The organism is Brevundimonas sp., from assembly GCF_036677305.1.
Classification (GTDB): domain Bacteria; phylum Pseudomonadota; class Alphaproteobacteria; order Caulobacterales; family Caulobacteraceae; genus Brevundimonas.
The window spans coordinates 1-20,322 of record NZ_JAKFEB010000114.1 but is presented as its reverse complement, the minus strand read 5'-3'; the positions used below and the strand labels follow the sequence as shown (position 1 = coordinate 20,322).

20 protein-coding genes, 1 tRNA gene, 1 other RNA gene and 2 pseudogenes are annotated in these 20,322 nt (G+C 69.9%); 17 read left to right on the top strand and 7 right to left on the bottom strand.

The window, feature by feature from the left end; translation table 11 throughout:
• The 4 genes and pseudogenes from V6M42_RS06790 to V6M42_RS06775 all read right to left on the bottom strand — a co-directional run.
• Window positions 1-281: pseudogene (locus V6M42_RS06790) on the bottom strand (beta-ketoacyl-ACP synthase III); the annotation flags it as partial.
• 172 nt (window positions 282-453) lie between these two features.
• Complete coding sequence (locus tag V6M42_RS06785) at window positions 454-1,287, bottom strand: HpcH/HpaI aldolase/citrate lyase family protein (RefSeq protein WP_332677947.1); 834 nt, start codon at window positions 1,285-1,287, stop codon at window positions 454-456.
• Window positions 1,287-1,964 carry an SDR family NAD(P)-dependent oxidoreductase gene (locus tag V6M42_RS06780; RefSeq protein WP_332677946.1) on the bottom strand — a complete coding sequence of 226 codons (678 nt, stop codon included), beginning with the start codon at window positions 1,962-1,964 and terminating at the stop codon, window positions 1,287-1,289. Before V6M42_RS06780 ends, V6M42_RS06785 begins: the two co-directional genes overlap by 1 nt.
• A gap of 177 nt (window positions 1,965-2,141) precedes the next feature.
• On the bottom strand, window positions 2,142-2,636 hold the full coding sequence (locus V6M42_RS06775; protein WP_332677945.1) for a GAF domain-containing protein: 495 nt from the start codon (window positions 2,634-2,636) through the stop codon (window positions 2,142-2,144).
• A 267-nt stretch (window positions 2,637-2,903) separates the two neighbouring features.
• On the opposite strand from V6M42_RS06775, the gene V6M42_RS06770 reads away from it, so the two are divergent.
• The 3 genes from V6M42_RS06770 to V6M42_RS06760 all read left to right on the top strand — a co-directional run bounded on the left by V6M42_RS06770 (window position 2,904) and on the right by V6M42_RS06760 (window position 6,211).
• Window positions 2,904-4,388, top strand: a complete 1,485-nt coding sequence (locus V6M42_RS06770; protein ID WP_332677944.1) for a tetratricopeptide repeat protein — start codon at window positions 2,904-2,906, stop codon at window positions 4,386-4,388.
• A gap of 16 nt (window positions 4,389-4,404) precedes the next feature.
• A complete protein-coding gene (locus V6M42_RS06765) occupies window positions 4,405-5,901 on the top strand; it encodes a hypothetical protein (RefSeq protein WP_332677943.1) in 1,497 nt (498 codons plus the stop codon).
• Between the two features lie 109 nt (window positions 5,902-6,010).
• On the top strand, window positions 6,011-6,211 hold the full coding sequence (locus V6M42_RS06760; protein WP_332677942.1) for a hypothetical protein: 201 nt from the start codon (window positions 6,011-6,013) through the stop codon (window positions 6,209-6,211).
• 13 nt (window positions 6,212-6,224) lie between these two features.
• On the opposite strand, the gene V6M42_RS06755 is transcribed toward V6M42_RS06760, so the two are convergent.
• Window positions 6,225-6,297 (bottom strand) — tRNA-Ile (locus V6M42_RS06755).
• 214 nt (window positions 6,298-6,511) lie between these two features.
• Here V6M42_RS06755 and V6M42_RS06750 point away from each other — a divergent pair.
• Complete coding sequence (locus tag V6M42_RS06750; protein WP_332657982.1) at window positions 6,512-7,315, top strand: SIMPL domain-containing protein; 804 nt, start codon at window positions 6,512-6,514, stop codon at window positions 7,313-7,315.
• A gap of 158 nt (window positions 7,316-7,473) precedes the next feature.
• Here V6M42_RS06750 and V6M42_RS06745 read toward each other — a convergent pair whose 3' ends face one another.
• Both V6M42_RS06745 and panD read right to left on the bottom strand, forming a co-directional pair.
• Complete coding sequence (locus V6M42_RS06745) at window positions 7,474-7,749, bottom strand: hypothetical protein (RefSeq protein ID WP_332677941.1); 276 nt, start codon at window positions 7,747-7,749, stop codon at window positions 7,474-7,476.
• 45 nt (window positions 7,750-7,794) lie between these two features.
• Window positions 7,795-8,151 (bottom strand): aspartate 1-decarboxylase, encoded by a 357-nt coding sequence (gene panD / locus V6M42_RS06740; RefSeq protein WP_332657980.1) that lies wholly within the window; start codon window positions 8,149-8,151, stop codon window positions 7,795-7,797.
• Window positions 8,152-8,373: 222 nt separating this feature from the next.
• On the opposite strand from panD, the gene sppA reads away from it, so the two are divergent.
• From sppA to murD, 13 genes and pseudogenes are all read left to right on the top strand, one after another.
• On the top strand, window positions 8,374-10,155 hold the full coding sequence (gene sppA, locus V6M42_RS06735; protein WP_332658026.1) for a signal peptide peptidase SppA: 1,782 nt from the start codon (window positions 8,374-8,376) through the stop codon (window positions 10,153-10,155).
• A gap of 106 nt (window positions 10,156-10,261) precedes the next feature.
• Window positions 10,262-10,579, top strand: coding sequence for a hypothetical protein (locus V6M42_RS06730; protein WP_332657979.1), 318 nt, complete (start codon window positions 10,262-10,264; stop codon window positions 10,577-10,579).
• Between the two features lie 2 nt (window positions 10,580-10,581).
• A complete protein-coding gene (locus tag V6M42_RS06725; RefSeq protein WP_442880931.1) occupies window positions 10,582-11,343 on the top strand; it encodes an N-acetylmuramoyl-L-alanine amidase in 762 nt (253 codons plus the stop codon).
• A gap of 138 nt (window positions 11,344-11,481) precedes the next feature.
• Complete coding sequence (locus V6M42_RS06720) at window positions 11,482-11,877, top strand: endonuclease domain-containing protein (protein ID WP_332677939.1); 396 nt, start codon at window positions 11,482-11,484, stop codon at window positions 11,875-11,877.
• Between the two features lie 33 nt (window positions 11,878-11,910).
• Window positions 11,911-12,288, top strand: an RNA gene (gene rnpB / locus V6M42_RS06715) — RNase P RNA component class A.
• A gap of 332 nt (window positions 12,289-12,620) precedes the next feature.
• On the top strand, window positions 12,621-13,070 hold the full coding sequence (locus V6M42_RS06710) for a division/cell wall cluster transcriptional repressor MraZ (protein ID WP_300468648.1): 450 nt from the start codon (window positions 12,621-12,623) through the stop codon (window positions 13,068-13,070).
• Window positions 13,067-14,017 (top strand): 16S rRNA (cytosine(1402)-N(4))-methyltransferase RsmH, encoded by a 951-nt coding sequence (gene rsmH, locus V6M42_RS06705; protein ID WP_332677938.1) that lies wholly within the window; start codon window positions 13,067-13,069, stop codon window positions 14,015-14,017. Before V6M42_RS06710 ends, rsmH begins: the two co-directional genes overlap by 4 nt.
• Window positions 14,014-14,436: a cell division protein FtsL gene (gene ftsL / locus V6M42_RS06700; protein WP_332677936.1), complete on the top strand. Its 423-nt coding sequence runs from the start codon at window positions 14,014-14,016 to the stop codon at window positions 14,434-14,436. The genes rsmH and ftsL overlap by 4 nt, the downstream gene beginning before the upstream one ends.
• Window positions 14,433-16,166, top strand: a complete 1,734-nt coding sequence (locus tag V6M42_RS06695) for a peptidoglycan D,D-transpeptidase FtsI family protein (protein ID WP_332657558.1) — start codon at window positions 14,433-14,435, stop codon at window positions 16,164-16,166. The genes ftsL and V6M42_RS06695 overlap by 4 nt, the downstream gene beginning before the upstream one ends.
• Entirely contained in the window at window positions 16,163-17,629 is a 1,467-nt protein-coding gene (locus V6M42_RS06690; RefSeq protein ID WP_332677935.1) for a UDP-N-acetylmuramoyl-L-alanyl-D-glutamate--2,6-diaminopimelate ligase, read from the top strand. The genes V6M42_RS06695 and V6M42_RS06690 overlap by 4 nt, the downstream gene beginning before the upstream one ends.
• Window positions 17,622-19,049, top strand: a complete 1,428-nt coding sequence (locus tag V6M42_RS06685) for a UDP-N-acetylmuramoyl-tripeptide--D-alanyl-D-alanine ligase (RefSeq protein WP_332677934.1) — start codon at window positions 17,622-17,624, stop codon at window positions 19,047-19,049. The genes V6M42_RS06690 and V6M42_RS06685 overlap by 8 nt, the downstream gene beginning before the upstream one ends.
• A gap of 10 nt (window positions 19,050-19,059) precedes the next feature.
• Window positions 19,060-20,169: a phospho-N-acetylmuramoyl-pentapeptide-transferase gene (gene mraY, locus V6M42_RS06680; protein WP_332657553.1), complete on the top strand. Its 1,110-nt coding sequence runs from the start codon at window positions 19,060-19,062 to the stop codon at window positions 20,167-20,169.
• Between the two features lie 4 nt (window positions 20,170-20,173).
• Window positions 20,174-20,322, top strand: a pseudogene (murD, locus tag V6M42_RS06675) (UDP-N-acetylmuramoyl-L-alanine--D-glutamate ligase); the annotation flags it as partial.

Genomic DNA, 20,322 nt, shown 5'->3' with positions numbered 1-20,322 from the left:
GACAGCTCGTCGTTCGAGCGCTCGGGCAGGTGGGGCAGCATGCGGGCGGGGTCGAGGATGCCGGCCTTGTCGAGCACGAAGCGCGACTTGATGCCCGAGGCCTTCTCGATGAACTCGACCGAGGAGGGAGTCAGGGCGGCGACGTCGCCTTCCAGGATTTCGGCGGCGTGGTCGGCGTTGAACCGCTCGGCGTACGCATTGTAGGCGGCGACCAGCTCGGCGTTGGAGATCGACTGTTCGGGGGTGAACAGGCCGGTGGCGGCAATGACGGCGTGGGTCAAGGGATAGTCCGTTTCAATGACGAACGGCCTTGATAGGCCCGTGGAAAGCCTGGGTCGAGATCACCCTTTGTCGTCATTCCGGGGCCGCGCAGCGGAACCCGGAACCCAGGAGGGCGGCGACGGTCCTGGGTTCCGGGTTCGCTCTTCGAGCGCCCCGGAATGACGGTGAAAATCAACTCGCCGCCTCATGCCGGGCCAGCAGGCGGTGGGCGGCGTCGAGATGGAGGCGTTCGACCATGCGGTAGCCGACGCGGATCGCGCCCTTGCCCTCGGCGTCGGCGGCGGCGAAGGCGGCGACGACCTCGCGGGCTTTCGTCACCTCTTCCGGCGAGGGGGAGAAGGCGGCGTTTGCGGCGTCTATCTGGGCCGGGTGGATCAGGCTCTTGCCGTCGAAGCCGAAGGCGCGGCCCTGGCGGCATTCGGTCTGGAGGCGATCGGCGTCGTCGGTGGCGTTGACCACGCCGTCGATGGCCAGAAGGCCGTGGCCGCGCGCGGCGGCGACGACGGCGGCCAGCCAGGGTTTCAGCGGCTCGCGCTCGGGCCCGATGACGAGGTTCATCCGCTCGCCGAGATCGTTGACGCCCAGCATGAGAGCGGCGAGCGGGGCGCCGGCGCCCGCGATGGCGTCGAGGCGAAGGACCGACAGCGGGGTCTCGACCATGATCCACAGGGCGACGCCGAAGGGCAGGCGGGCGGCGACCTCGCGCACGGCGTCGGGGCTTTCGATCTTGGGGGCGACGACGAAATCGGGCTGCAGGTCGCGGAGGGCGGCGAGGTCGTCCGCGCCCCAGGGGGTGTCGAGGCCGTTGACGCGGACGCCGACGCGCGACGCGAAGCCGCCTGTCGTCAGGGCCGCGACGGCCGCGGCGCGCGCCTCGGCCTTGGCGTCGGGAGCCACGGCGTCCTCGAGATCCAGGATGACGGCGTCGGCCTTCAGGCCGCGAGCCTTTTCGATGGCGCGCGGATTGCTGGCGGGCAGGTAGAGGACCGAGCGGGTCAGCTGCATCAGACGCGGCCCGTGACGGGGATCAGGGCGCCGGTGATCGCCCGGCTTTCCGGCGAGGCCAGGAACAGCATGACCCGGGCGAGGTCCGACGGCTGGACCCATCTGGCCGGATCGGCGTCGGGCATGTCCTTGCGGTTCTGGTCGGTGTCGAGGATCGAGGGCAGGACGGCGTTGACGGTGACGGCGCTGGATTTCAGCTCCTCGGCCAGGCTCTCGGTCAGGCGGTGGACGCCGGACTTGGAGGCGGCGTAGGCCCCCATGCCGGCGGCGGCCCTGAGCGCGCCGTTGGCCCCGACATTGACGATGCGGCCTTCGTCCGAGCGCTTCAGATGGGGCAGGGCGGCGCGGCTGGCGTTCAGGGCGGTGGTCAGGTTGAGGGCGAACATCTTCGCCCAGGCCGGATCGGCGTCGTCGGTGGTCTGCCAGACGAAACCGCCCGCGATGTTCAGCAGGGCGTCCAGCCGGCCGAAATGCGCGGCGACCGCGTCGATCGCCTTCGCCGCCGCGGCCGGGTCGGTCAGGTCGACGCCGCCCAGTTCCAGCACGCCCTCGGGCGCGGTCTGGCCGCCGGCGTGGTCGATGATCGCCACCTTGAGCCCGTCAGCCAGCGCCGCCTCGACGACGGCGCGGCCCAGCACGCCATGGCCGCCCGTGACCGCGATCACCCGTTCCGACATGATGTTTCTCCCAAATCCATTCCCCCCATACCCGTCATCCTCGGGCTTGTCCCGAGGACCCATTTGTCCGCCGCACGGACCAGGGATCCCGGCAGGTCGTCAACGAGCTGTTCTCCTGATCGGAGGCCAATGCAGTTGAAAGATGGGTCCTCGGGACAAGCCCGAGGATGACGGGGTTTATTGAGCGAACACCCGGCCCAGCAGACGCTCCAGCGCCGCGGCGTCGACCGCGTCGAAGGCGGACGTCTCGGTCGCGTCGACGTCGAAGACGGCGATCAGGGCGCCCGAGCCGTCGAAAACGGGCACCACGATCTCGCTGGCGGAGCGGGCGTCGCAGGCGATGTGGCCGGGGAAGGCGTGGACATCGTCGACGATCTGCGTCGCGCGGTCCCGGGCGGCCGTCCCGCAGACGCCGCGACCGAAGGCGATGCGCAGACAGCCCAGCGTGCCCTGATAGGGGCCGACCACCAGTTCGTCGGCCTTGTCCGGGTCGACGACGTAGAAGCCGGTCCAGAAGAAGAGGGGGAAGGCGTCGGCCAGCATGGAGGCGACGGTGGCCATGCGCGCCGTGCGGTTCGGCTCGCCGTCCAGCACGGCCAGGATTTCGTCCTCCAGCTCGGCGTAGCGCGCGGCCTTGTCGGCGGGTCGGTCATCGCGGGCGAGATAGGACATGAAGGCTCCGGGCGGTCAGGGCGCTGGATATAGGCAGACGGAGCCGGACTGGCGAGAGGGGGCGATTTCCCCTTTCAGGCGAGTCCGCAAATGACTGATTCGTGGGGATAAGTACGGTCCCGGACGTAAAATGGCCGTGCTGCGGCAACGCTTTGTCGCAAACCAGCGTTAACCTTGACAGATGGTTAACTGGACGGAACTGTCACGCTTGCGCAAGGTGAGCGGACGGGCCCCGGGGCTGCTGGTTTTTTGATCGAAGGGGGGCGTATGCGCGGCGATCGATCGGACCATGACGACCAGCCTCGCAGCGGCGCAGGGCGCGGCCCCGTCGCCATCGCGGCGGTGGCGGGCGTCCTGGCCCTGACCGCCCTGGGCATGGTCTCGTGCGGCGATCGCGATCGCGGCGGCATGCAGTTCTGGCAGCGCACCGGCGGGACCAGCAACGCCTGCCCGCGCCCCGCCTCCCTGACGGGGTCCGAGTTCAACGCCCAGGAAACGGGCCTGCGCGCCCTGCGTCGCGCGGCCTTCCGCGGCGACTTCTTCGCCCAGTTGGAGCTGGGTTCGCGCTACGCCGCCGTGCGCGCCACCGACAAGAATATCGAGGACCCGATCGAGAGCGCGACCTGGTACGCCCTCGCCCTGGCGAACGACGAGGGATACGCCCCGATCAACCGCGTCGACCGCGGCGGCTTCGGCGGCTGGCGGCCGCTGTCGAAATACGACGACTGCCGCGCGTGGGAACGCCATTCGGCCTATCAGCGGCTGGACCGCCAGCTGGGCCAGATGACGCGTGACGAGCAGGAGGCCGTCCGGGATCGCGTCATCTATGTGCTGTCGACCCAGGACGCCGACGGCTACCGCACCCTGGCGCGTCTGCACGACGGCCTGTACGGCCCGTTCGGCGAGCCCGAGGACAATCGCGAGGCCCGCGAGGCCTGGGGCCGCCAGCAGAACGGGAACAGCCGCGACCGCAACCGGCGCGGCTACTACTCGGCCACCAACCTGTTCCAGCGGAACGACGTGGACGCCTATCTGTACAACTACCTCGCGGTGCAGACGGGCGACGTCGGGGCCTATGTCCTGCTGAAGGATTTCGAACGCTCGGCGCCCAGCCGCGACCAGTATCAGCGGTTCGTCGAGACCAAGGCGCGGCAGTGGACGCCGCCGTTCGAATTCTATCCCAACAGCGCGCCGCAGTCGGGCGTGCCCTTCTCGGATGAAAGCCGCCCGCGCGGCGACGCCTATGAATATGCGCTGGGCCGGATGGCTTCCGAGCTGCCCTTCCTCCACGTCGGCCGGGCCCTGCGCTATCTGGGGATCACCGACGAGGTCGCCGCCCGGCCCGAGGATCTGTCCAAGCGTCAGATCGAGACGCTGGAGGCCATGCTGGGCCATCCGATGGAGGGCCGGCTCTCCTATCTGGAGCGGGTGCGGGCCATCCAGCTTGCCTCCATCAACGGCTCGTCCGAGGCCCAGCTGGTTCTGGCGGTGATGTACGCCGAGGGCATCGGCCTGCCTGCAGACTACGCCCGCGCCTTCAAATGGTTCGACGAGGCGGCGCGTCAGGGCAGCCCCGAGGCCAAATTCGCCATGTCGAGCTACTTCGCCCTCGGCGTCTCGGGCGTGGCCGATCAGGACAAGGCCCAGGCCGTGGCCCTGAGGATCGATTCCGCCCTGTCGGGCTTCGGCCCCTCGGCCGGCCGCCTGCAGGCCGTGCTGGCCCAGGTCTCCCGTTCGCAGCAGCGCCGCTAAGGAGGGCGTAAGGATCATGACGAGCCCCAAGCCCTTCGCCCGGATCGCCGGCCTGTTCTGCGGCGCGGCCGCCATGGCCGCCGCCGTCGGCGCCTTCGTCCTGACGGACGCCCCCACCGCGCGGGCCCAGGTCGCCGCCAAGGTGGAAAGCCAGACCCGGCCCAATTTCGGCATCCTGCTGGACCCGCCGACGCGCAGCTATCGCAACCGGGGCTCGTCGCACCGGCGCTATGACTACGGCCGGCACCGCCCCGACTGGCGGCCCGGCTATCCGGGCGGCTGGCCGCGCGGCGAGGAGATCGTGCTGGTCGACTGCGGCGGCAATCCGGGCACGGGCGCGGTCGAGGACGCGGTGCGCCGGGTTCGTCCCGGCGGGACGCTGGTGATCCGCGCGCGCGGCGGCGCCTGCGTCGGCTGGCTGAACATCGACAAGCCCATGACCATCATCGGCGAGAGCGGCTTCGATCCGCGCGACTGGGACCGCAATCCGACGCCGGCCCTGATCGCGCCCGACGGCCTGCCGTGCATGACGGTGGCCCAGGGCGTTCGGGTCGAGATCCGCGACATGATGTTCGCCTCGCCGCACGCCGGCGACGCGGCCTGCATCGTCGGCTACGGCGCCGACATCGTCATGAACCGCGTCGGCTTCCGCCATGCGGGGGACGAGGCGGTCATCTATGTGGACGGCGGGCTGCTGGACATCCGCAACGCCGTGATCGACGCCCAGACCATCGCCCCGGCCATCGTCGCCGACGGCGCGGTGCTGACCGCCTGGGAGATGGTGGTGACGGGCGCCCAGTCGGGGCTGGAGCTGATCCCGGGCGCGGGGCAGACGTCGCGCATCGGTTCGACGACGCTGAAGGGCACGGGCGCGCCCAACGCCTTCGGGCCGCGCTCGATCGGCGTGGTGGTGCGGTCCGCGCGCGACTACGGCCGGGTCGAGATCGAGAACACCGCCATCGTCGGCTATGTCGAGGGCGTGGCGGTCGAGGGGGCCTCGGTCCAGATCCACAACAGCCGCATCGGCCGCTCGGACAAGGGCGTGGTGCTGTACAACGGCGAGCTGCGACTGGCCGACAGCCGGGTGCGGGCGACCACGGTCGGCGTCGCGGCCGCCTCGGGCCATGCGGTGATCGTCAACAACGTCTTCGCCGGCGTGCGCGAGGTCATCTATCGCGAGGCCCGCGCCACGGTGGAGGCCAGCGGCAACCGCGTCTGGTCGCAATACGCCTGCCGGCCCCAGTTCCGCGACCGCTACCGCGGCCGCTACGAGCCCTACTGGCGCCCGGGCGACGGCTGGACCTGCGAGATCGACTCCTATCCGCGGGACTGGTGGGACGACGAGGACGGCCTGCTGGGCCTGCCCTATCAGGACGACGGCTACCGGCCGGACGGCTACGACGACTACCGCGGCGGCCAGGGCTGGTACGACCGCGACGGCCGCTACATCCCGGACAGCCGCTATCGCGGCGACGACCGCTGGAGCCGGGGCGGCGGCATGTGGGGGCGGTAGGGTAGCGCCGGTCGTTCAAGTCTATGAACTCTGTGATGAAATGTCAGAGACTCGTCACAGGAACGAGTCCTGCTGCGAGTAGTTAAGCGGCCTCCCAGGAGAGGCTCGGATGGACTGCTATTTCTGCATCGTCAGCTTGCCGGCGGAATCCGTCGCGGACCTCTGGGTGATCAATGCGTCCGACGATGCGGAGGCCCTTCGAAAGGTGCAGCAGATGGCGTCGGACTGGCCTGTATCGGCGTCGCTGAGCCTCTATTGCGGCGAGCGGCCGGTCGCGCTCCTGACAGGCGATTTGCGACGGGCCGCCTGACCGGAGACGGCGGTAGGCGCGGAGGGACTCGAACCCCCAACCAGACCGTTATGAGCGGTCGGCTCTAACCATTGAGCTACGCGCCCGCCGTGGGCACGGCCTAGCAGGCGGGGCGGCGGCTTGCCAAGCGCCTCGGCCCCCGCCGCTGGAGCGCCCCCGACCTGTCGGCGATTTCACGCCGATGAACGGAAACTGCCAGGGGCGCCCGGCGTTCATTCAGCGGCCAACGGCCAAGGTGCGGCCATGGTCGTCGCCCACCTTCGGACGAACGGCCCCAATGCTTTCAGGAGTTCTGACCCGATGAACCGCCCCGCTGTCGCCGCCGCCGCGCCCGCCCCCGGCCTGTCCAACCGTCTGCTGCTGATGAGCGGCGCGGTGATGGCCGCCGCCGCCCTGTTCGCCGCTCCGGCCGCCCGCGCCCAGTCGCAGCCGGATGGCGGCGCGCCGATGGTCATCCACGCCGTGGCAGACCGCCCGGCGCTGAACCTGTCGGCCTATGGCGAGGTGAAGACCGCGCCGGACATGGCCACCATCAGCTTCGGCGTCGTCACCGAGGCGACGACGGCCGCGGAGGCCATGCGGCTGAACGCGGCCCGGATGAACGAGGTCATGACCGCCCTGCGTCGCGCCGGGATCGAGGAGCGCTACGTCCAGACCTCGGGCCTGAACCTGTCGGCCCAGTACGACTACGTCCAGAACGAGCCGCCCCGGCTGCGCGGCTATCAGGCCAACAACCGGGTGACGGTGATCATCAACGACCTGAACGCCGTTGGCACGACCGCCGACGCCGTGGTGGCCGCGGGCGTCAACCAGATCGACGGCATCTCGTTCGGCCTCAAGGACCCCACCTCGGCCGAAAACCAGGCCCGCCAGCTGGCGGTGCGCAACCTGCAGGCCAAGGCCGCCCTCTATTCGCAGGCGCTGGGCGTGCAGCTGGGCGGCATCCGGTCGCTGTCGGAAGGCGGCGGCTATGCGCCCCAGCCGCCGATGCCGATGTACGCCATGCGCGCCGAAATGGCCCAGGACGCGGGCTCGACCCCTGTCGCCGCCGGTCAGCTGACGGTGCGGATCGACATCACCGGCGTGTATGACCTGGTGCGGTAGGTCGAGCGGCTGAACGGCTGAGCGGCTAGCGGCTAGTGAAGCCCGGTCGCTTCAGAAGAGCAAAAGAAGCCCCGTCCGGTTCGCCCGGGCGGGGCTTTTCCTTGGCGATTCGATACGGCTCGAGATCCACTAGCCACTAGCCACTAGCCACTAGCCACTCAGGTGCGCGATCTCAGCAGCATCAGCCCCACCCCGACGTTCAGGCCGTAGCAGATGCCCAGCACGGCCAGCGCCGTGACCGGGCCGTCGTTCATGACGAAGGTCGGCAGGCTCCAGGGCAGGCCGAGGATCATGGCGGGCAGGAAGGACACCATGCCTTCCGACAGGCCCAGGGCGCGCAGGCCCGCCGGCGTGGCCAGCATCAGGGCCATTGCGCCCGCGACGACATAGAGGCCGAACAGGGCCCACTGAACCCACTGGATCGTACGCGCCATCGGTATTCTCCCTGAACGACAGGGAATGCCCCGCAGGGCCTGCCGTCAAGCCGCGCGCTTGATGTCGTTGCGGTCGTCCAGCAGCACCACGGTCGGCGACCACTGGCGGGCTTCTTCCTGCGGCATCTGGCCGTAGGTGACGATGATGACCTTGTCGTTCTTCTGCACCAGACGGGCGGCGGCGCCGTTGACGCCGATGACGCGCGAGCCGCGCGGGGCCTCGATGGCGTAGGTGGTGAACCGCGCGCCGTTGGTGATGTTCAGCACATCGACCTGCTCGTGCGGGAAGATGCCCGCGGCGTCCAGCAGATCGGCGTCGATGGCGATCGAGCCTTCGTAGTCGAGGTCGGCCTGGGTCACCGTCGCGCGGTGAAGCTTGGCCTTCATCAGGGTGACCAGCATGGGGAGTGCGGTCCGGAAGTGACGCGGGGCGATAGGCCCCCGCTCGCAGACCGCTCATATAGGGGTTCGCACCGAGGTCATCAATCGTCGTCGTTGCGGCGCACCATCGGATGCTGCGGCGCATTCCCCCGTTACGCGACGTTCATTTGACCGCAAGGCTCGCCGCCCTATGGTCGGAACGAGGCCATGACCCGGCCCGTGCGACGGACCCTGTCCCAGCCCATGAAGCAGTTCTTCCTGACCGTTCTCGGCGTCTTCGCCGGGCTGTTCCTCTTCCTGATCGTGGTGCCGTTCATCCTGATCACCGTGGCCATCAGCTCGGCCTCGTCGAAGGAGCCGACGCCCTCGAACACGGTGCTCGAGCTGGACCTGCGGGAAGGGATCACCGACCAGACGCCGACCAATCCGTTCGCCGTCTTCGGCGGCGGCGGGCTGTCGACGCTGCAGGTCGTGGACGTCCTGGCCCAGGCCGAGACGGACGACCGGGTCAAGGCGCTGCTGATCCGCCTGCCGGAGGGGGGCATCACGCCCGCCGCGGCCGACGAGATCCGCCAGGCCGTTCGCCGCTTCCGGCGCTCGGGCAAGGTCGTCATCGCCCACAGCCAGGGCTTCCAGCCGGTCGGCACGGCGGTCTCCAGCTATATGGTCGGCGCCTCGGCGTCCGAATTGTGGATGCAGAACACGGCCAGCTTCCAGCTGGCGGGCTTCTCGGCCGACGGCGTCTTCCTCGGCCGGGCCTTCGACAAATACGGCGTCAACGCCCAGTTCGAGCAGCGCTACGAGTACAAGAACGCCGTCAACGAATACACCGAGAGCGACTTCACCCCCGCCCACCGCGAGGCGATGACGGCGTGGATGACCTCGATCTATACGACGTCGCTGGCCAATGCGGCGCAGGACCGGAAGGTGACGCCGCAGGCGCTGCGGGCGACCATCGAGGCCGGACCGTATTCCTCCGCCGACGCCCGGCGCCTGCGCCTGATCGACCGGATCGGCCAGGTCGAGGAGGCCGAGGCCGAAGCCAAACGCCGCGCCGGCCGCGGGGCCGAGATCATGGAATTCAGCGACTACGCCTCGTCGAAGGGCGAGCGCGCGGGCGCGGGCCGCAACGCCATCGCCATCGTCGGCGGCGAGGGCGCGATCAACACCGGCACGGGCGGCGGGGCCGATCCGTTCGGCGGCGGCTCGTCGATCATGTCGGACGACCTGGCCGAGGCCATCTACGACGCGATCGAGGACAAGGACGTCAAGGCCATCGTCTTCCGCGTTTCGTCGCCCGGCGGTTCGCCCGAGGCGTCGGAACAGATCCTGGCCGCCGTGCGGGCGGCCAAGGCGGCGGGCAAGCCGGTGGTGGTGTCGATGGGCGACTACGCCGCGTCGGGCGGCTACTGGATCAGTTCGGAGGCCAACTGGATCGTGGCCCAGCCCACCACCCTGACCGGTTCGATCGGGGTGTTCGGCGGCAAGTTCGTCGTGGCGGACGCCCTGGGCCGGTTCGGCGTCGACATGCGCAACCTGTCCGTCGGCGGCGAATACGCCGACGCCTTCTCGCCCTCGCAGGACTTCACCCCGGCCCAGCGGGCGGCCTTCTCCGCCCAGATCGACCGGACCTATGACGAGTTCATCACGCGCGTCTCGACCGGCCGGCGCCTGCCGCCCGCCCGGGTGCGCGAGATCGCCCGCGGCCGTGTCTGGACCGGCGCCCAGGCCAAGGCCATTGGCCTGGTCGACCAGCTGGGCGGGATCGAGGAAGCCATCGCCAAGGCCCGCGAACTGGCCCGCATTCCGACCGACGAGTCCGTGCGCTTCAAACGCTATCCGACGCCGGAATCGCCGTTCGAGGCGATCTCCGACATGTTCGGCGTCTCGGGCGAGGCGGCGCGGGTCCTGATCGGCATCGGCGGGGTGATGAACGACCCGGCCGCCGAGGCGACGGTTCGTCGCATCCAGACCGACCGCGCCCGCGCCTCCGGCGCGTCCGTGCTGGCGGACCAGCCGTACTAGAGGGGCCCGAACACCTGCCTGTGAAGAGGCCGGTCATTGACCGTTCAGCCTCGCGGACCGACATTGAGTGTTCGGCGCTGTACACAGCGTCTGTGAAGGTGAAGTCATGACCCAGTCCGACCGTCTGATTTTCGGCCCCGGTTCGCGTCGTCCGGCCAATGGTCTGCTGGCGTCGGCGCTCTGGCTCGGCGGCGTGATCGCGACCATGGTCGCCATGGCCGTCGGCGCTGTTCTGGCCGTCTTCACCGCCGCCGCCGTGGCTGTGATCGCCCTGTTCGCCGCCGTCCTGGTCTTCTTCGCCGGACTGGCCATGGGCGCCCGCCGCAAGGTCACCGTCCGCGCGCGCCGCACCGACGACGTTATCGAGGCCCGCAAGGTCGACGGCGCCTGGGTCGCCTACGGCTGGGAGCGGACCGGGCGCTAACGGTGCTGGTCGTCAAGGACGCGCCGTCCCCGAATTTCGACAATCGCCGGGCCCCGCCCGACATGCTGGTGCTGCACTACACCGGCATGAAGACCGCGCGCGACGCCATCGCCCGGCTGCAGGACCCCGAGGCCAGGGTCTCGGCCCACTATGTGATCAGGGAGAGCGGCGCGATCCTGCGCCTCGTGCATGAGGAACGCCGGGCCTGGCACGCGGGCCGGGGCGCCTGGCAGGGCGAGACCGACTGCAACGCCGCCTCCATCGGCATCGAGATCGTCAATCCGGGCCATGAATTCGGCTATCGCGACTTCCCCGACGCCCAGATCGACGCCGTCATCAGCCTGATCAGCGACATCCGCACGCGCTGGACCATCCCGGACGCCCGCATCATCGGCCATTCCGACCTCGCGCCCGAGCGGAAGCAGGATCCCGGCGAGCGCTTCCCGTGGAAGCGGCTGGCCTCGGTCGGTCACGGCCTGTGGTTCGAGCCGGCGCCGGAACGGACGGCGGCGCTCGGCGCGCCCCTGGGCGTCGGAGACGAGGGGCTGGGCGTGGTCGTGCTGCGCGCGGGCCTGCACCGGCTGGGCTACGGCCTGGCGCCGGGCGGGGACTACGACGAGGCGACGCGGCTGACGGTCGCGGCCTTCCAGCGCCACTGGCGGCCGTCGAAGGTGGACGGGATCGCCGACGGCGAGACGCGCGCCACGCTGATGGGGGTGCTCCAGCTGGCGACGGCGGAGAGCGTGACGGGGGTGCTGAACTAGCGTCTGCGTTCTCCCTCCCCCGAAGTGGGGAGGGACGGCGAGCCGTCAGGCGAGCCCGGGTGGGGAACGGTCCAGCGGCAGCCTTGCTGCCGGGTGCATACATCTATAGATTGTTTGCGGAAGCAATCTGAGGTCGTCATGGATCCTGCGGTCAGGAAGGCCCGTGAGATGCGGAAGGCTTTGACCCCGCCTGAGGCCCGACTCTGGGGCCAACTCCGACGGCTGCGGGCGGATGGCTTTCCTTTTCGCAGGCAAACCCCCTTCCGCGGCTATTTTCTGGACTTCGTCTGCCTTCGGGCCCGTCTCGTCATCGAGGTGGACGGGCGAACCCACGAAACCCGCATGGAGCACGACCGGACCCGTGACGCCGTGCTTCTGCGCGAGGGCTTCAAGACCGTCCGGTTCACCAATGAGGACGTCCGCGATCACCTCGACTGGGTGATGGATCGCATCCGGTCAGAGCTTGGGGCTGGCGTACCCCACCCGGATCGCTTCGCGATCGTCCCTCCCCATGAAGGGGAGGGAGAAATTTGACGCTGGCGACCTGACGGCGCACTAACCCGCCCGTCAGACGGCCGGGCGGTCGCGGCGGGGGTTATGCTCCTGTCGAGGAAAGTCCGGGCTCCACGGTGAAAAGGCGGCGGGTAACTCCCGCCCGGGGCGACCCGAGGGATAGCGCCACAGAAAGCAAACCGCCTGCCCCTCGGGGCAGGGAAGGGTGAAAGGGTGGGGTAAGAGCCCACCGCGTGCCTGGCAACAGGGACGGCATGGCAAGCCCCGCCTGGAGCAAGACCGAATAGGGACGTCGCGCGGCCTCGGCCGCAGGGTTCATCGCCCGAGGCGTCCGGGTAGGTCGCGAGAACCATCCGGCGACGGGTGGTCCAGAGGAATGATCGTCGCCCGCTTCGGCGGGAACAGAACCCGGCTTACAGGCCGTCTGACATACTTTTTTGAGGCCTGTGCCCGCCGTGCGCCGGCTCGCCGCTTGAGGCCGGGCCCCCTCCGGCAGGGCAGGAGATCGGCGTTCACCGATTAACCCCTTGGCCCGGATTGCGGCGCAGGATCAGTCCACAGCCTGTCTATACTTTGGATGTTCTGTGTATGTTCCGGCCATTACAGGGTTTCGTGACCCTGTGGAGGTTAACCGGCGTCAACTAATCCCATTGAGACCCATTTCATCCCATGCTATCCCATTCCACTGAGTTGGGGATGGCGGCGCCGCATGGCGTGAACGGGATCAGAGGGGCGGACCGCGAGGTCCGAGTTTGGGGCAAGGCGTGTTTCTCTCGACCTATGAGAAACAATTGGACGGCAAGCGGCGCCTGCTGATCCCGCAGGAGTTCCGCACGGCCGACAACGGCGCCGAACACGGCGTCTTCTGCTTCTTCTCCATGGCCTCGGACTGCCTCGAGGCCGGCGGCGACAAGCTGATGGCCGAATATGTCGCCCGCATCGAGGCCCTGCCGTTCGGCAGCGACCGGCGCACCGCTCTCGAAGAGACCTTCTACGCCGGCCAGCGCCCGCTTTCGTACGACGGCGGCGGCCGCATCACCCTGCCGGAAAGCCTGTGCCAGGACGCCGGTCTGGGCGAGGACGTGGTCATCGTCGGCCTGGGCCCGCGCTTCCAGATCTGGGACCGCGCCCGCTGGAACGCCCGCCGCGACGCCCGCCGGGCCCTGGCGCGTCAGGTCATGCTGGGCGACGACGGAAACGGGGAGGGCGCATGAGCCCGCACGCCCCGGTCCTGCTGGATGAGGTGATCGAGGCCCTCGCCCCGAAGGCCGGGGATGTGATTATCGACGCGACCTTCGGCGCCGGCGGCTATACCCGCGCCATCCTCGCGACCGGGGCGACGGTGATCGGTCTGGATCGCGATCCGACCGTCCAGCCCCACGCCGACGCCGTGGCCAACGACTATCCCGGCAAATTCCGGCTGATCCGCACGCCCTTCTCCGGGCTGGCCGACGCCTTTGCGCAGTCGGGCGAGGCGAAGCTGGACGGCGTCGTCTTCGACATCGGCGTGTCGTCCATGCAGCTGGACCAGGCCGAGCGCGGCTTCTCCTTCATGCGCGACGGGCCGCTGGACATGCGGATGAGCGACGAGGGCGAGACCGCCGCCGACATCGTCAACACCTGGGACCACGGGCCGATGGCCCATATCTTCAAGCTCTATGGCGACGAGCGTCAGTCCGGCCGGGTCGCCACCGCCATCCTGCGCCGGCGCGTGGAAAAGCCGTTCGAGCGCACGCTGGATCTGGCCGCCGTGGTCGAGAAGGCGCTGGGCGGACGGCGCGGCGCGGCCATCCATCCGGCCACCCGCGTGTTCCAGGCGCTGCGCATCGCCGTCAACGACGAACTGGGCGAGCTGCGCGCCGGGCTGGAGGCGGCCGAGGCGACGCTGGCGCCGGGCGGGCGGCTGGTCGTGGTCACCTTCCATTCGCTTGAGGACCGGATCGTCAAGGCGTTCCTGACCGAGCGCACCGGCAACGCCCCCGGCGGTTCGCGTCACGCCCCGGTCACGGTCGAGACCCGCAAGCCCAGCTTCACCCTCTCGTTCAAGGGCGCGCGCGAGGCGGGCCAGGCCGAGCTGGGGTCCAATCCCCGCGCGCGGTCGGCCAAGCTGCGCGCCGCCGTGCGCACCGATGCCGCGCCCTGGGGGAGGATCGCCGCATGAGCTCGGCCGTCGCCACCCTGAACCGACTGTATTCCTGGAAGATCCGCGGCGTACGCTGGGTCGAGATCATCGGCGTCATGCTGGTCGCGGCCATGGTCTTCTCGGTCTATCTGGCCAAGGCCGCCGCCGCCCGCGAGAGCGCCCGCATCACCGATCTGGAGCGCCAGATCACCGACAACGGCCAGCGCGTCCGCCTGCTGCGCGCCGAGGTCGCCCGTCTGGAGCAGCCGGGCCGGCTTGAGGCCCTGTCGCGCGGCGCCGGTCTGGGGCCGGTCGACGTGCATCGTCAGGCGACCGAGGAAAGCCTGCCGACGCTGGTGGCTGTGCCGGCCCCGCCGCCGGCTCCGGTCGCCGCCCCCGTCGAGGCGGCCGCCGAACCCGCAGCGCCCGCCGCCCCCCTCGCGGAGCCCGCGCAATGAGCGCGCACGATCCGCTCGCCGGAGGACGCCCCGTCTCGTACGGCGTGCGGCGCTATATGCCGTCGTGGCGCTGGCTGGCCGAGGCCATGTGGTGGGTCGAGAATTCGTTCGGCCGCGCCCGCGCCGACGCCCGCCCAGAGGAAGACACCCGGGTTCGCATCTTCGTCATCCTGTCGCTGTTCTCGGCGGTGTTCGTCTGTCTGGCCGTGGGCGCGGCCCACGCCGCCCTGCTGACGCCGAAGGGCGCGACCGGGCTGGCGAACCATCCCAATGCCGTGGTCCGCGCCGACATGGTCGACCGCAACGGCGCCCTGCTGGCCACCAACATCACCCACTACGGCCTCTATATCGATCCGGCCGAGGTCTGGGACCGTCGGGCGGCTGCGACGCAGATCAAGCGCGCCCTGCCGCGCGTCTCCATGGCGAAGCTGAACCGCGTGCTGAACGGCGACCGGCGCCTGCTGGTCATCAACCGCCTGACCCCGCAGGAGAAGGTCGCGGTTCACGGCCTGGCCCTGGGCGGCGTGACCTTCGAGCCGGAAGATGTCCGCGTCTATCCGCTGGGCGAGTCCGCCCGCCACGTGGTTGGAAACGTCGACACGGGCGGCGTCGGCCTGTCCGCCGCCGAGCGCGCCTTCAACGACGAGATCCGGGCGGCCGGAGCGCGGGGCGAGACCTTCCAGATCTCCATCGACCTGCGCATCCAGGGCATCCTCGAGAACGAACTGGCCGCCGCCGCCGCCGAGAGCCAGGCCAGGGGCGCGGTGGGCATCATCACCGACGTCCAGACCGGCGAGGTCCTGGGCATGGCCAGCTGGCCGGGCTCGAACTCGCGCAATCTCGCGTCCGCCGCGACCTATGAGATGGGGTCGGTGTTCAAGACCTTCACCGTCGCCGCCGCCATCGACACCGGCCGGGCCGACATGAACACCCTGCTGGACGCCTCGGAGGCGCTGCAGATCGGCAAGCGGCGCATCACCGACTTCCACGCCACCAACAAGGTGCTGACGCTCGAGGAGGTCTACCTCCACTCGTCCAACATCGGCACCTCGCGCCTGTCCACCGAGATGGGCCCGCGGGTCATGCGCGACTATTTCCAGCGTTTCGGCCTGATGGCGCGCGCGCCGTTCGAGATCGCGTCCGAGACGCCGATCATCCCGCGCGAGTGGTCGGACTCGACCCTGGCCTCGCTGTCGTTCGGCTACGGCATCTCGATCACGCCTCTGCAGATGGCGGCGGCGATGCAGGCCCTGACCAACGGCGGGCGCTACATCCCCCTGACCCTGCGCAAGGGCGGCCGGCCTGACGTGCAGGCGCGGCAGGTGATCTCGCCCGAGACCTCCCTGACCATGCTGGACCTGATGCGCCGCAATGTGGTGCGCGGCTCGGGCGGCCGGGCCGAGGCCCCGGGCCTGCGCGTCGGCGGCAAGACGGGCTCGGCCAATAAATCGGTCAACGGCCGCTATTCGACCGCCCACGCGGTCGGCACCTTCGCCGGCGTCTTCCCCGCCGACGGGCCGGTCAATGCGCGCCGTTACCAGATCCTCGTCCTGATCGACGAGCCGCAAACCTATCCCCGCACCGGCGGCTTCGTGGCCGCGCCGGCGGTGGGCCGGATCGCCGACCGGATCGCGCCGTTCCTGAACGTGCAGCGCCGCGCCGACCCCTATCGCACCGCCGTCGGGGACAAGATCCCGGCGTTCGAAGACCTCGAAGGCGACGGCCGATGAGCGCCGCCCCGGCTCCCGTCAAACTGTCGGAACTGCTGCGCCGCGACGTGGCCTCGGACCCGGTCATCACCGGGGTGACCGCCGACAGCCGCAAGGTCGCGCCGGGCTCGCTGTTCGTGGCCCTGCCCGGCAGCGCCGCCGACGGCCGCGCCTTCATTCCCCAGGCCCTGTCGCAGGGCGCCGCCGCCGTGCTGGCCCCGGCCGGGACCGACGGAGCGATGGCGCCGGTGCTGGTCACCTCGGGCGACGTGCGCCGCGCCTACGCCATCGCCGCGCGCAGCTTCTACGGGGCCCAGCCCGCCCACTGCGTCGCCGTGACGGGCACCAACGGCAAGACCTCGGTCGCCGCCTTCTGCCGCCAGATCTGGGCCGCCCTGGGACTCCATTCCGCGAGCATGGGGACCCTTGGGGTTTTAGCACAATTGGGTAACGTTAATCGGGAGTTGACGGGTCCAGGCCTGACCAGTCCCGACGCCGCCGACGCGGCCCGCATGCTGGCCGATCTGGCTGCGAGCGGCGTGACCCATCTGGCGCTGGAGGCCTCGTCGCACGGCATCGACCAGCGCCGCCTGGACGGGGTGACGCTGAAGGCCGCCGCCTTCACCAATCTGAGCCAGGACCATCTCGACTATCACGGCGACATGGCCGCCTATCGCGCCGCCAAGCTTCGGCTGTTCGAGACCCTGCTGCCGCGCGGCCGGACGGCGGTCCTCAACGCGGACAGCGAGGCCTATTCCAGCTTCGCCGCGGCCTCGATCATGTCGGGGCTGGGCGTCATGGGCGTGGGCGAGCGGGGGCGGGACCTGTCGCTGGTGGCGCGTCAGGCGACGCCGGAAGGCCAGCGCCTGACCATCGACGCACGCGGGACCCTGCATGAGGTGCTGCTGCCGCTGGCCGGGGCCTTCCAGGCCTCGAACGCCCTCGTCGCGGCCGGCCTGTGCATCGCCGCCGGCGAGACGCCCGAGCGGGTGCTGGCCGGGCTCGAGAAGATCACCGGCGCCCAAGGCCGGCTGCAGCGCATTCCGGGTTCCGGCAAGGGCGAGGTCTATGTCGACTACGCCCACACGCCCGACGGGCTGGAGACGGTGCTGAAGGCGCTACGCCCGCATGCGACGGGCCGGCTGATCGTGGTGTTCGGCGCCGGCGGCGACCGGGACAAGGGCAAGCGGCCGCTGATGGGCGAGATCGCGGGTCGTCTGGCCGACGTCGCCATCGTCACGGACGACAATCCCCGCTCGGAAGACCCCGCCGCCATCCGCAAGGCGGTGCGCGAGGGCTGCCCCGCCGCGCAGGAGATCGGCGACCGCCGCGCGGCTATTCAACAGGCCATCGCCATGATGGACGACGGGGATGTGGTGGTCATCGCCGGAAAAGGGCATGAGCAGGGACAGATCATCGGCGGGACGACTCATCCCTTCGATGACGCAACCGTCGCCGCCGAAGCCCTTCGCCTCCATGCCTGACACCGCTCCGCTCTGGACCTCCGCCGAAATCGAAGCCGCGACGGGCGGCCGCCTGTCCGGAGCCGCCTTCGAGGCGACCGGCATCACCTACAACAGCCGCGAGATCGTGCCGGGCGACCTGTTCCTGGCGCTGAAGGGCGCGCGGGACGGGCATGAGTTCGCGGCCTCTGCCTTCGCCGCCGGCGCGGCGGGCGCCATCACCGAACACGCGGTCGAGGGCGGTCCCTCGGTCGTCACCGTCGACACGCTCCGGGCGCTGGAAGCCCTGGGCGCGGCGTCGCGCGAGCGCAGCCCGCACGTGCGGCGCGGCGCGGTCACCGGCTCGGTCGGCAAGACCAGCGTGACCCAGGCGGTCAAGGCGGGCCTCGATCTGGCCGGTCCGGCCCATGCCTCGATCAAGAGCTACAACAACCATATCGGCGTGCCGCTGACGCTGGCCCGTATGCCGCGCTCGACCGAGCGGGCCGTGTTCGAGATCGGCATGAACGCGCCGGGCGAGATCGCGCCGCTGTCGAGGATGGTCCGGCCGCACGCCGCCTGCGTCACCACGGTCGGCCCCGTTCACATCGAGGCCTTCACCGACGGCGAGGCCGGGGTGGCGACGGAGAAGGCGGCGATCTTCGAGGGACTGGCCCCGGACGGCGTCGCGGTGCTGAACGGCGATACGGGTTTTTCGGTCCTGCTGGACGCCGCGGCCCGCAAGGCCGGAGCGCGCCGCGTCACCTTCGGCACGGCGGCGGGCCATGACGCCCGGCTGATCGACTTCCTGCCCAACCCGCAGGGCGCGCGCGTGAAGGCGGAACTGTTCGGCAGGACGATCGACTTCACCCTCGGCCAGTCGGGCTTCCACTGGGGCCTGAACAGCCTGTGCGTGCTGCTGATGCTGGACGCGCTGGACGTGCCGCTGGAGACGGCTCTGACGGCCCTGGCGGAATTCCAGCCGCTGGCGGGCCGGGGTCAGACGACGGCGGTCGCGGCGCCGGGCGGCGCCTTCACCCTGATCGACGAGAGCTACAACGCCAATCCGCTGTCGATGGCGGCCGGCTTCCGCAGCCTCGGAGCGAAGCCCGTTTCGGCGGGCGGACGCCGGGTCGTGGTTCTGAGCGACATGCTGGAACTGGGCGACCAGTCTCGGGCCCTGCACGAAGGTCTGGCCGCGCCGATCGCCGCCGCCGGCCTGGATCTGGTCCATACCGCCGGGCCTGAGATGAAGCGGCTGCATGACGTCCTGCCGCCGGCCCGCCGGGGCCTCTGGCGCGAGACCGCCGCCGAACTGGCCGCCGAGGCCGCGGCTCTGGTTGCGCCGGGCGACGTGGTCATGGTCAAGGGATCGAACGGGTCGAAGGCGTCGCTGGTCGCCAGGGCGCTTGCCGCGCTCGGCGGGCCCTCAAGCAGCGACGCGCCGCGCGCGGAGCGATAGGGAAAACAAGATGTTCTACCTGCTGTATCTCTACTACGCCGACATCGCGCAGGATTATCCGCTGCTCAACCTGGTCCAGTACCAGACGGTGCGGGTGGCGCTGGCCATGGCCACGGCCATGATCGTCGCGGTCGCCATGGGCAGCCGCTTCATCGCCTGGATGCGGGTCAAACAGGGCAAGGGCCAGCCGATCCGTTCGGACGGTCCGGTGTCGCACCTGTCCAAGGTCGGCACCCCGACCATGGGCGGGCTGATGATCCTGGCGGGGATCGCCGTGGCGGTGTTCCTGTGGGGCGACCTGACCAATCCCTACATCTGGATCGTCAGCTTCGTGACCGCGGCCTTCGGGGTGCTGGGCTTCATCGACGACTACGCCAAGGTGTCGAAACAGACCTCGGCCGGCCTGACCTCGAAACAGAAGCTGATCGCCCAGGTCCTCGTCTCGGTCGTCGCCGGGGTGATGACCGTGCTGTGGATGACGGCCTCGCCGACCACGCCCAATCTCGAGACCTCGATCGCCTTCCCCTTCTTCAAGGCGGTGCTGCTCAACATCGGCTGGTTCTACGTCCTGTTCGCGGCCTTCACCCTCGTGGGCTTCTCGAACGCGGTGAACCTGACCGATGGTCTGGACGGCCTGGCCATCGTGCCGGTGATGATGGCCTCGGCGGCCTTCGGCATCATCGCCTATCTGGTCGGCAACTTCATCTTCTCCAACTATCTGGGCGTCCACCATGTGCCGGGCGCGGGCGAGCTGGCCATCTTCTGCGCCGCCATCATCGGCGCGGGCACGGGCTTCCTCTGGTACAACGCGCCCCCGGCCAAGATCTTCATGGGCGACACCGGTTCGCTGGCCCTGGGCGGCGCGCTGGGCGCCATCGCCGTGGCCACCAAGCACGAACTGGTGCTGGGCATCGTCGGCGGCCTGTTCGTGGTCGAGGCGGCCTCGGTCATGATCCAGGTCGCCTATTTCAAGGCCACCAAGAAGCGCATCTTCCTGATGGCGCCGATCCACCATCATTTCGAAAAGATGGGCTGGCCGGAATCGACGGTGGTGATCCGGTTCTGGATCGTCTCGGCCATGCTGGCCCTGGCCGGCCTCGCCACGCTGAAGCTGCGGTAGAGCCATGATCCCCGTTCCCGGCTTCGAAGGGCGGAGGATCGCGGTCTTCGGCCTCGGCAGGTCGGGACTGACGGCTGCGCGCGCCCTGAAGGCCGGCGGGGCCCTGCCGGTTCTGTGGGACGACAGCGTCTCCAGCCGGATGCAGGCCGAGGC

Bases quoted from the DNA above. Each gene is read 5' to 3' on its own strand.
- V6M42_RS06785 (WP_332677947.1), bottom strand. From the start codon at position 1,287: ATGCAGCTGACCCGCTCGGTCCTCTACCTGCCCGCCAGCAATCCGCGC.
- V6M42_RS06780 (WP_332677946.1), bottom strand. From the start codon at position 1,964: ATGTCGGAACGGGTGATCGCGGTCACGGGCGGCCATGGCGTGCTGGGC.
- V6M42_RS06775 (WP_332677945.1), bottom strand. From the start codon at position 2,636: ATGTCCTATCTCGCCCGCGATGACCGACCCGCCGACAAGGCCGCGCGC.
- V6M42_RS06770 (WP_332677944.1), top strand. From the start codon at position 2,904: ATGCGCGGCGATCGATCGGACCATGACGACCAGCCTCGCAGCGGCGCA.
- V6M42_RS06765 (WP_332677943.1), top strand. From the start codon at position 4,405: ATGACGAGCCCCAAGCCCTTCGCCCGGATCGCCGGCCTGTTCTGCGGC.
- V6M42_RS06760 (WP_332677942.1), top strand. From the start codon at position 6,011: ATGGACTGCTATTTCTGCATCGTCAGCTTGCCGGCGGAATCCGTCGCG.
- V6M42_RS06750 (WP_332657982.1), top strand. From the start codon at position 6,512: ATGAACCGCCCCGCTGTCGCCGCCGCCGCGCCCGCCCCCGGCCTGTCC.
- V6M42_RS06745 (WP_332677941.1), bottom strand. From the start codon at position 7,749: ATGGCGCGTACGATCCAGTGGGTTCAGTGGGCCCTGTTCGGCCTCTAT.
- panD (WP_332657980.1), bottom strand. From the start codon at position 8,151: ATGCTGGTCACCCTGATGAAGGCCAAGCTTCACCGCGCGACGGTGACC.
- sppA (WP_332658026.1), top strand. From the start codon at position 8,374: ATGAAGCAGTTCTTCCTGACCGTTCTCGGCGTCTTCGCCGGGCTGTTC.
- V6M42_RS06730 (WP_332657979.1), top strand. From the start codon at position 10,262: ATGACCCAGTCCGACCGTCTGATTTTCGGCCCCGGTTCGCGTCGTCCG.
- V6M42_RS06720 (WP_332677939.1), top strand. From the start codon at position 11,482: ATGGATCCTGCGGTCAGGAAGGCCCGTGAGATGCGGAAGGCTTTGACC.
- rsmH (WP_332677938.1), top strand. From the start codon at position 13,067: ATGAGCCCGCACGCCCCGGTCCTGCTGGATGAGGTGATCGAGGCCCTC.
- ftsL (WP_332677936.1), top strand. From the start codon at position 14,014: ATGAGCTCGGCCGTCGCCACCCTGAACCGACTGTATTCCTGGAAGATC.
- V6M42_RS06695 (WP_332657558.1), top strand. From the start codon at position 14,433: ATGAGCGCGCACGATCCGCTCGCCGGAGGACGCCCCGTCTCGTACGGC.
- V6M42_RS06690 (WP_332677935.1), top strand. From the start codon at position 16,163: ATGAGCGCCGCCCCGGCTCCCGTCAAACTGTCGGAACTGCTGCGCCGC.
- V6M42_RS06685 (WP_332677934.1), top strand. From the start codon at position 17,622: ATGCCTGACACCGCTCCGCTCTGGACCTCCGCCGAAATCGAAGCCGCG.
- mraY (WP_332657553.1), top strand. From the start codon at position 19,060: ATGTTCTACCTGCTGTATCTCTACTACGCCGACATCGCGCAGGATTAT.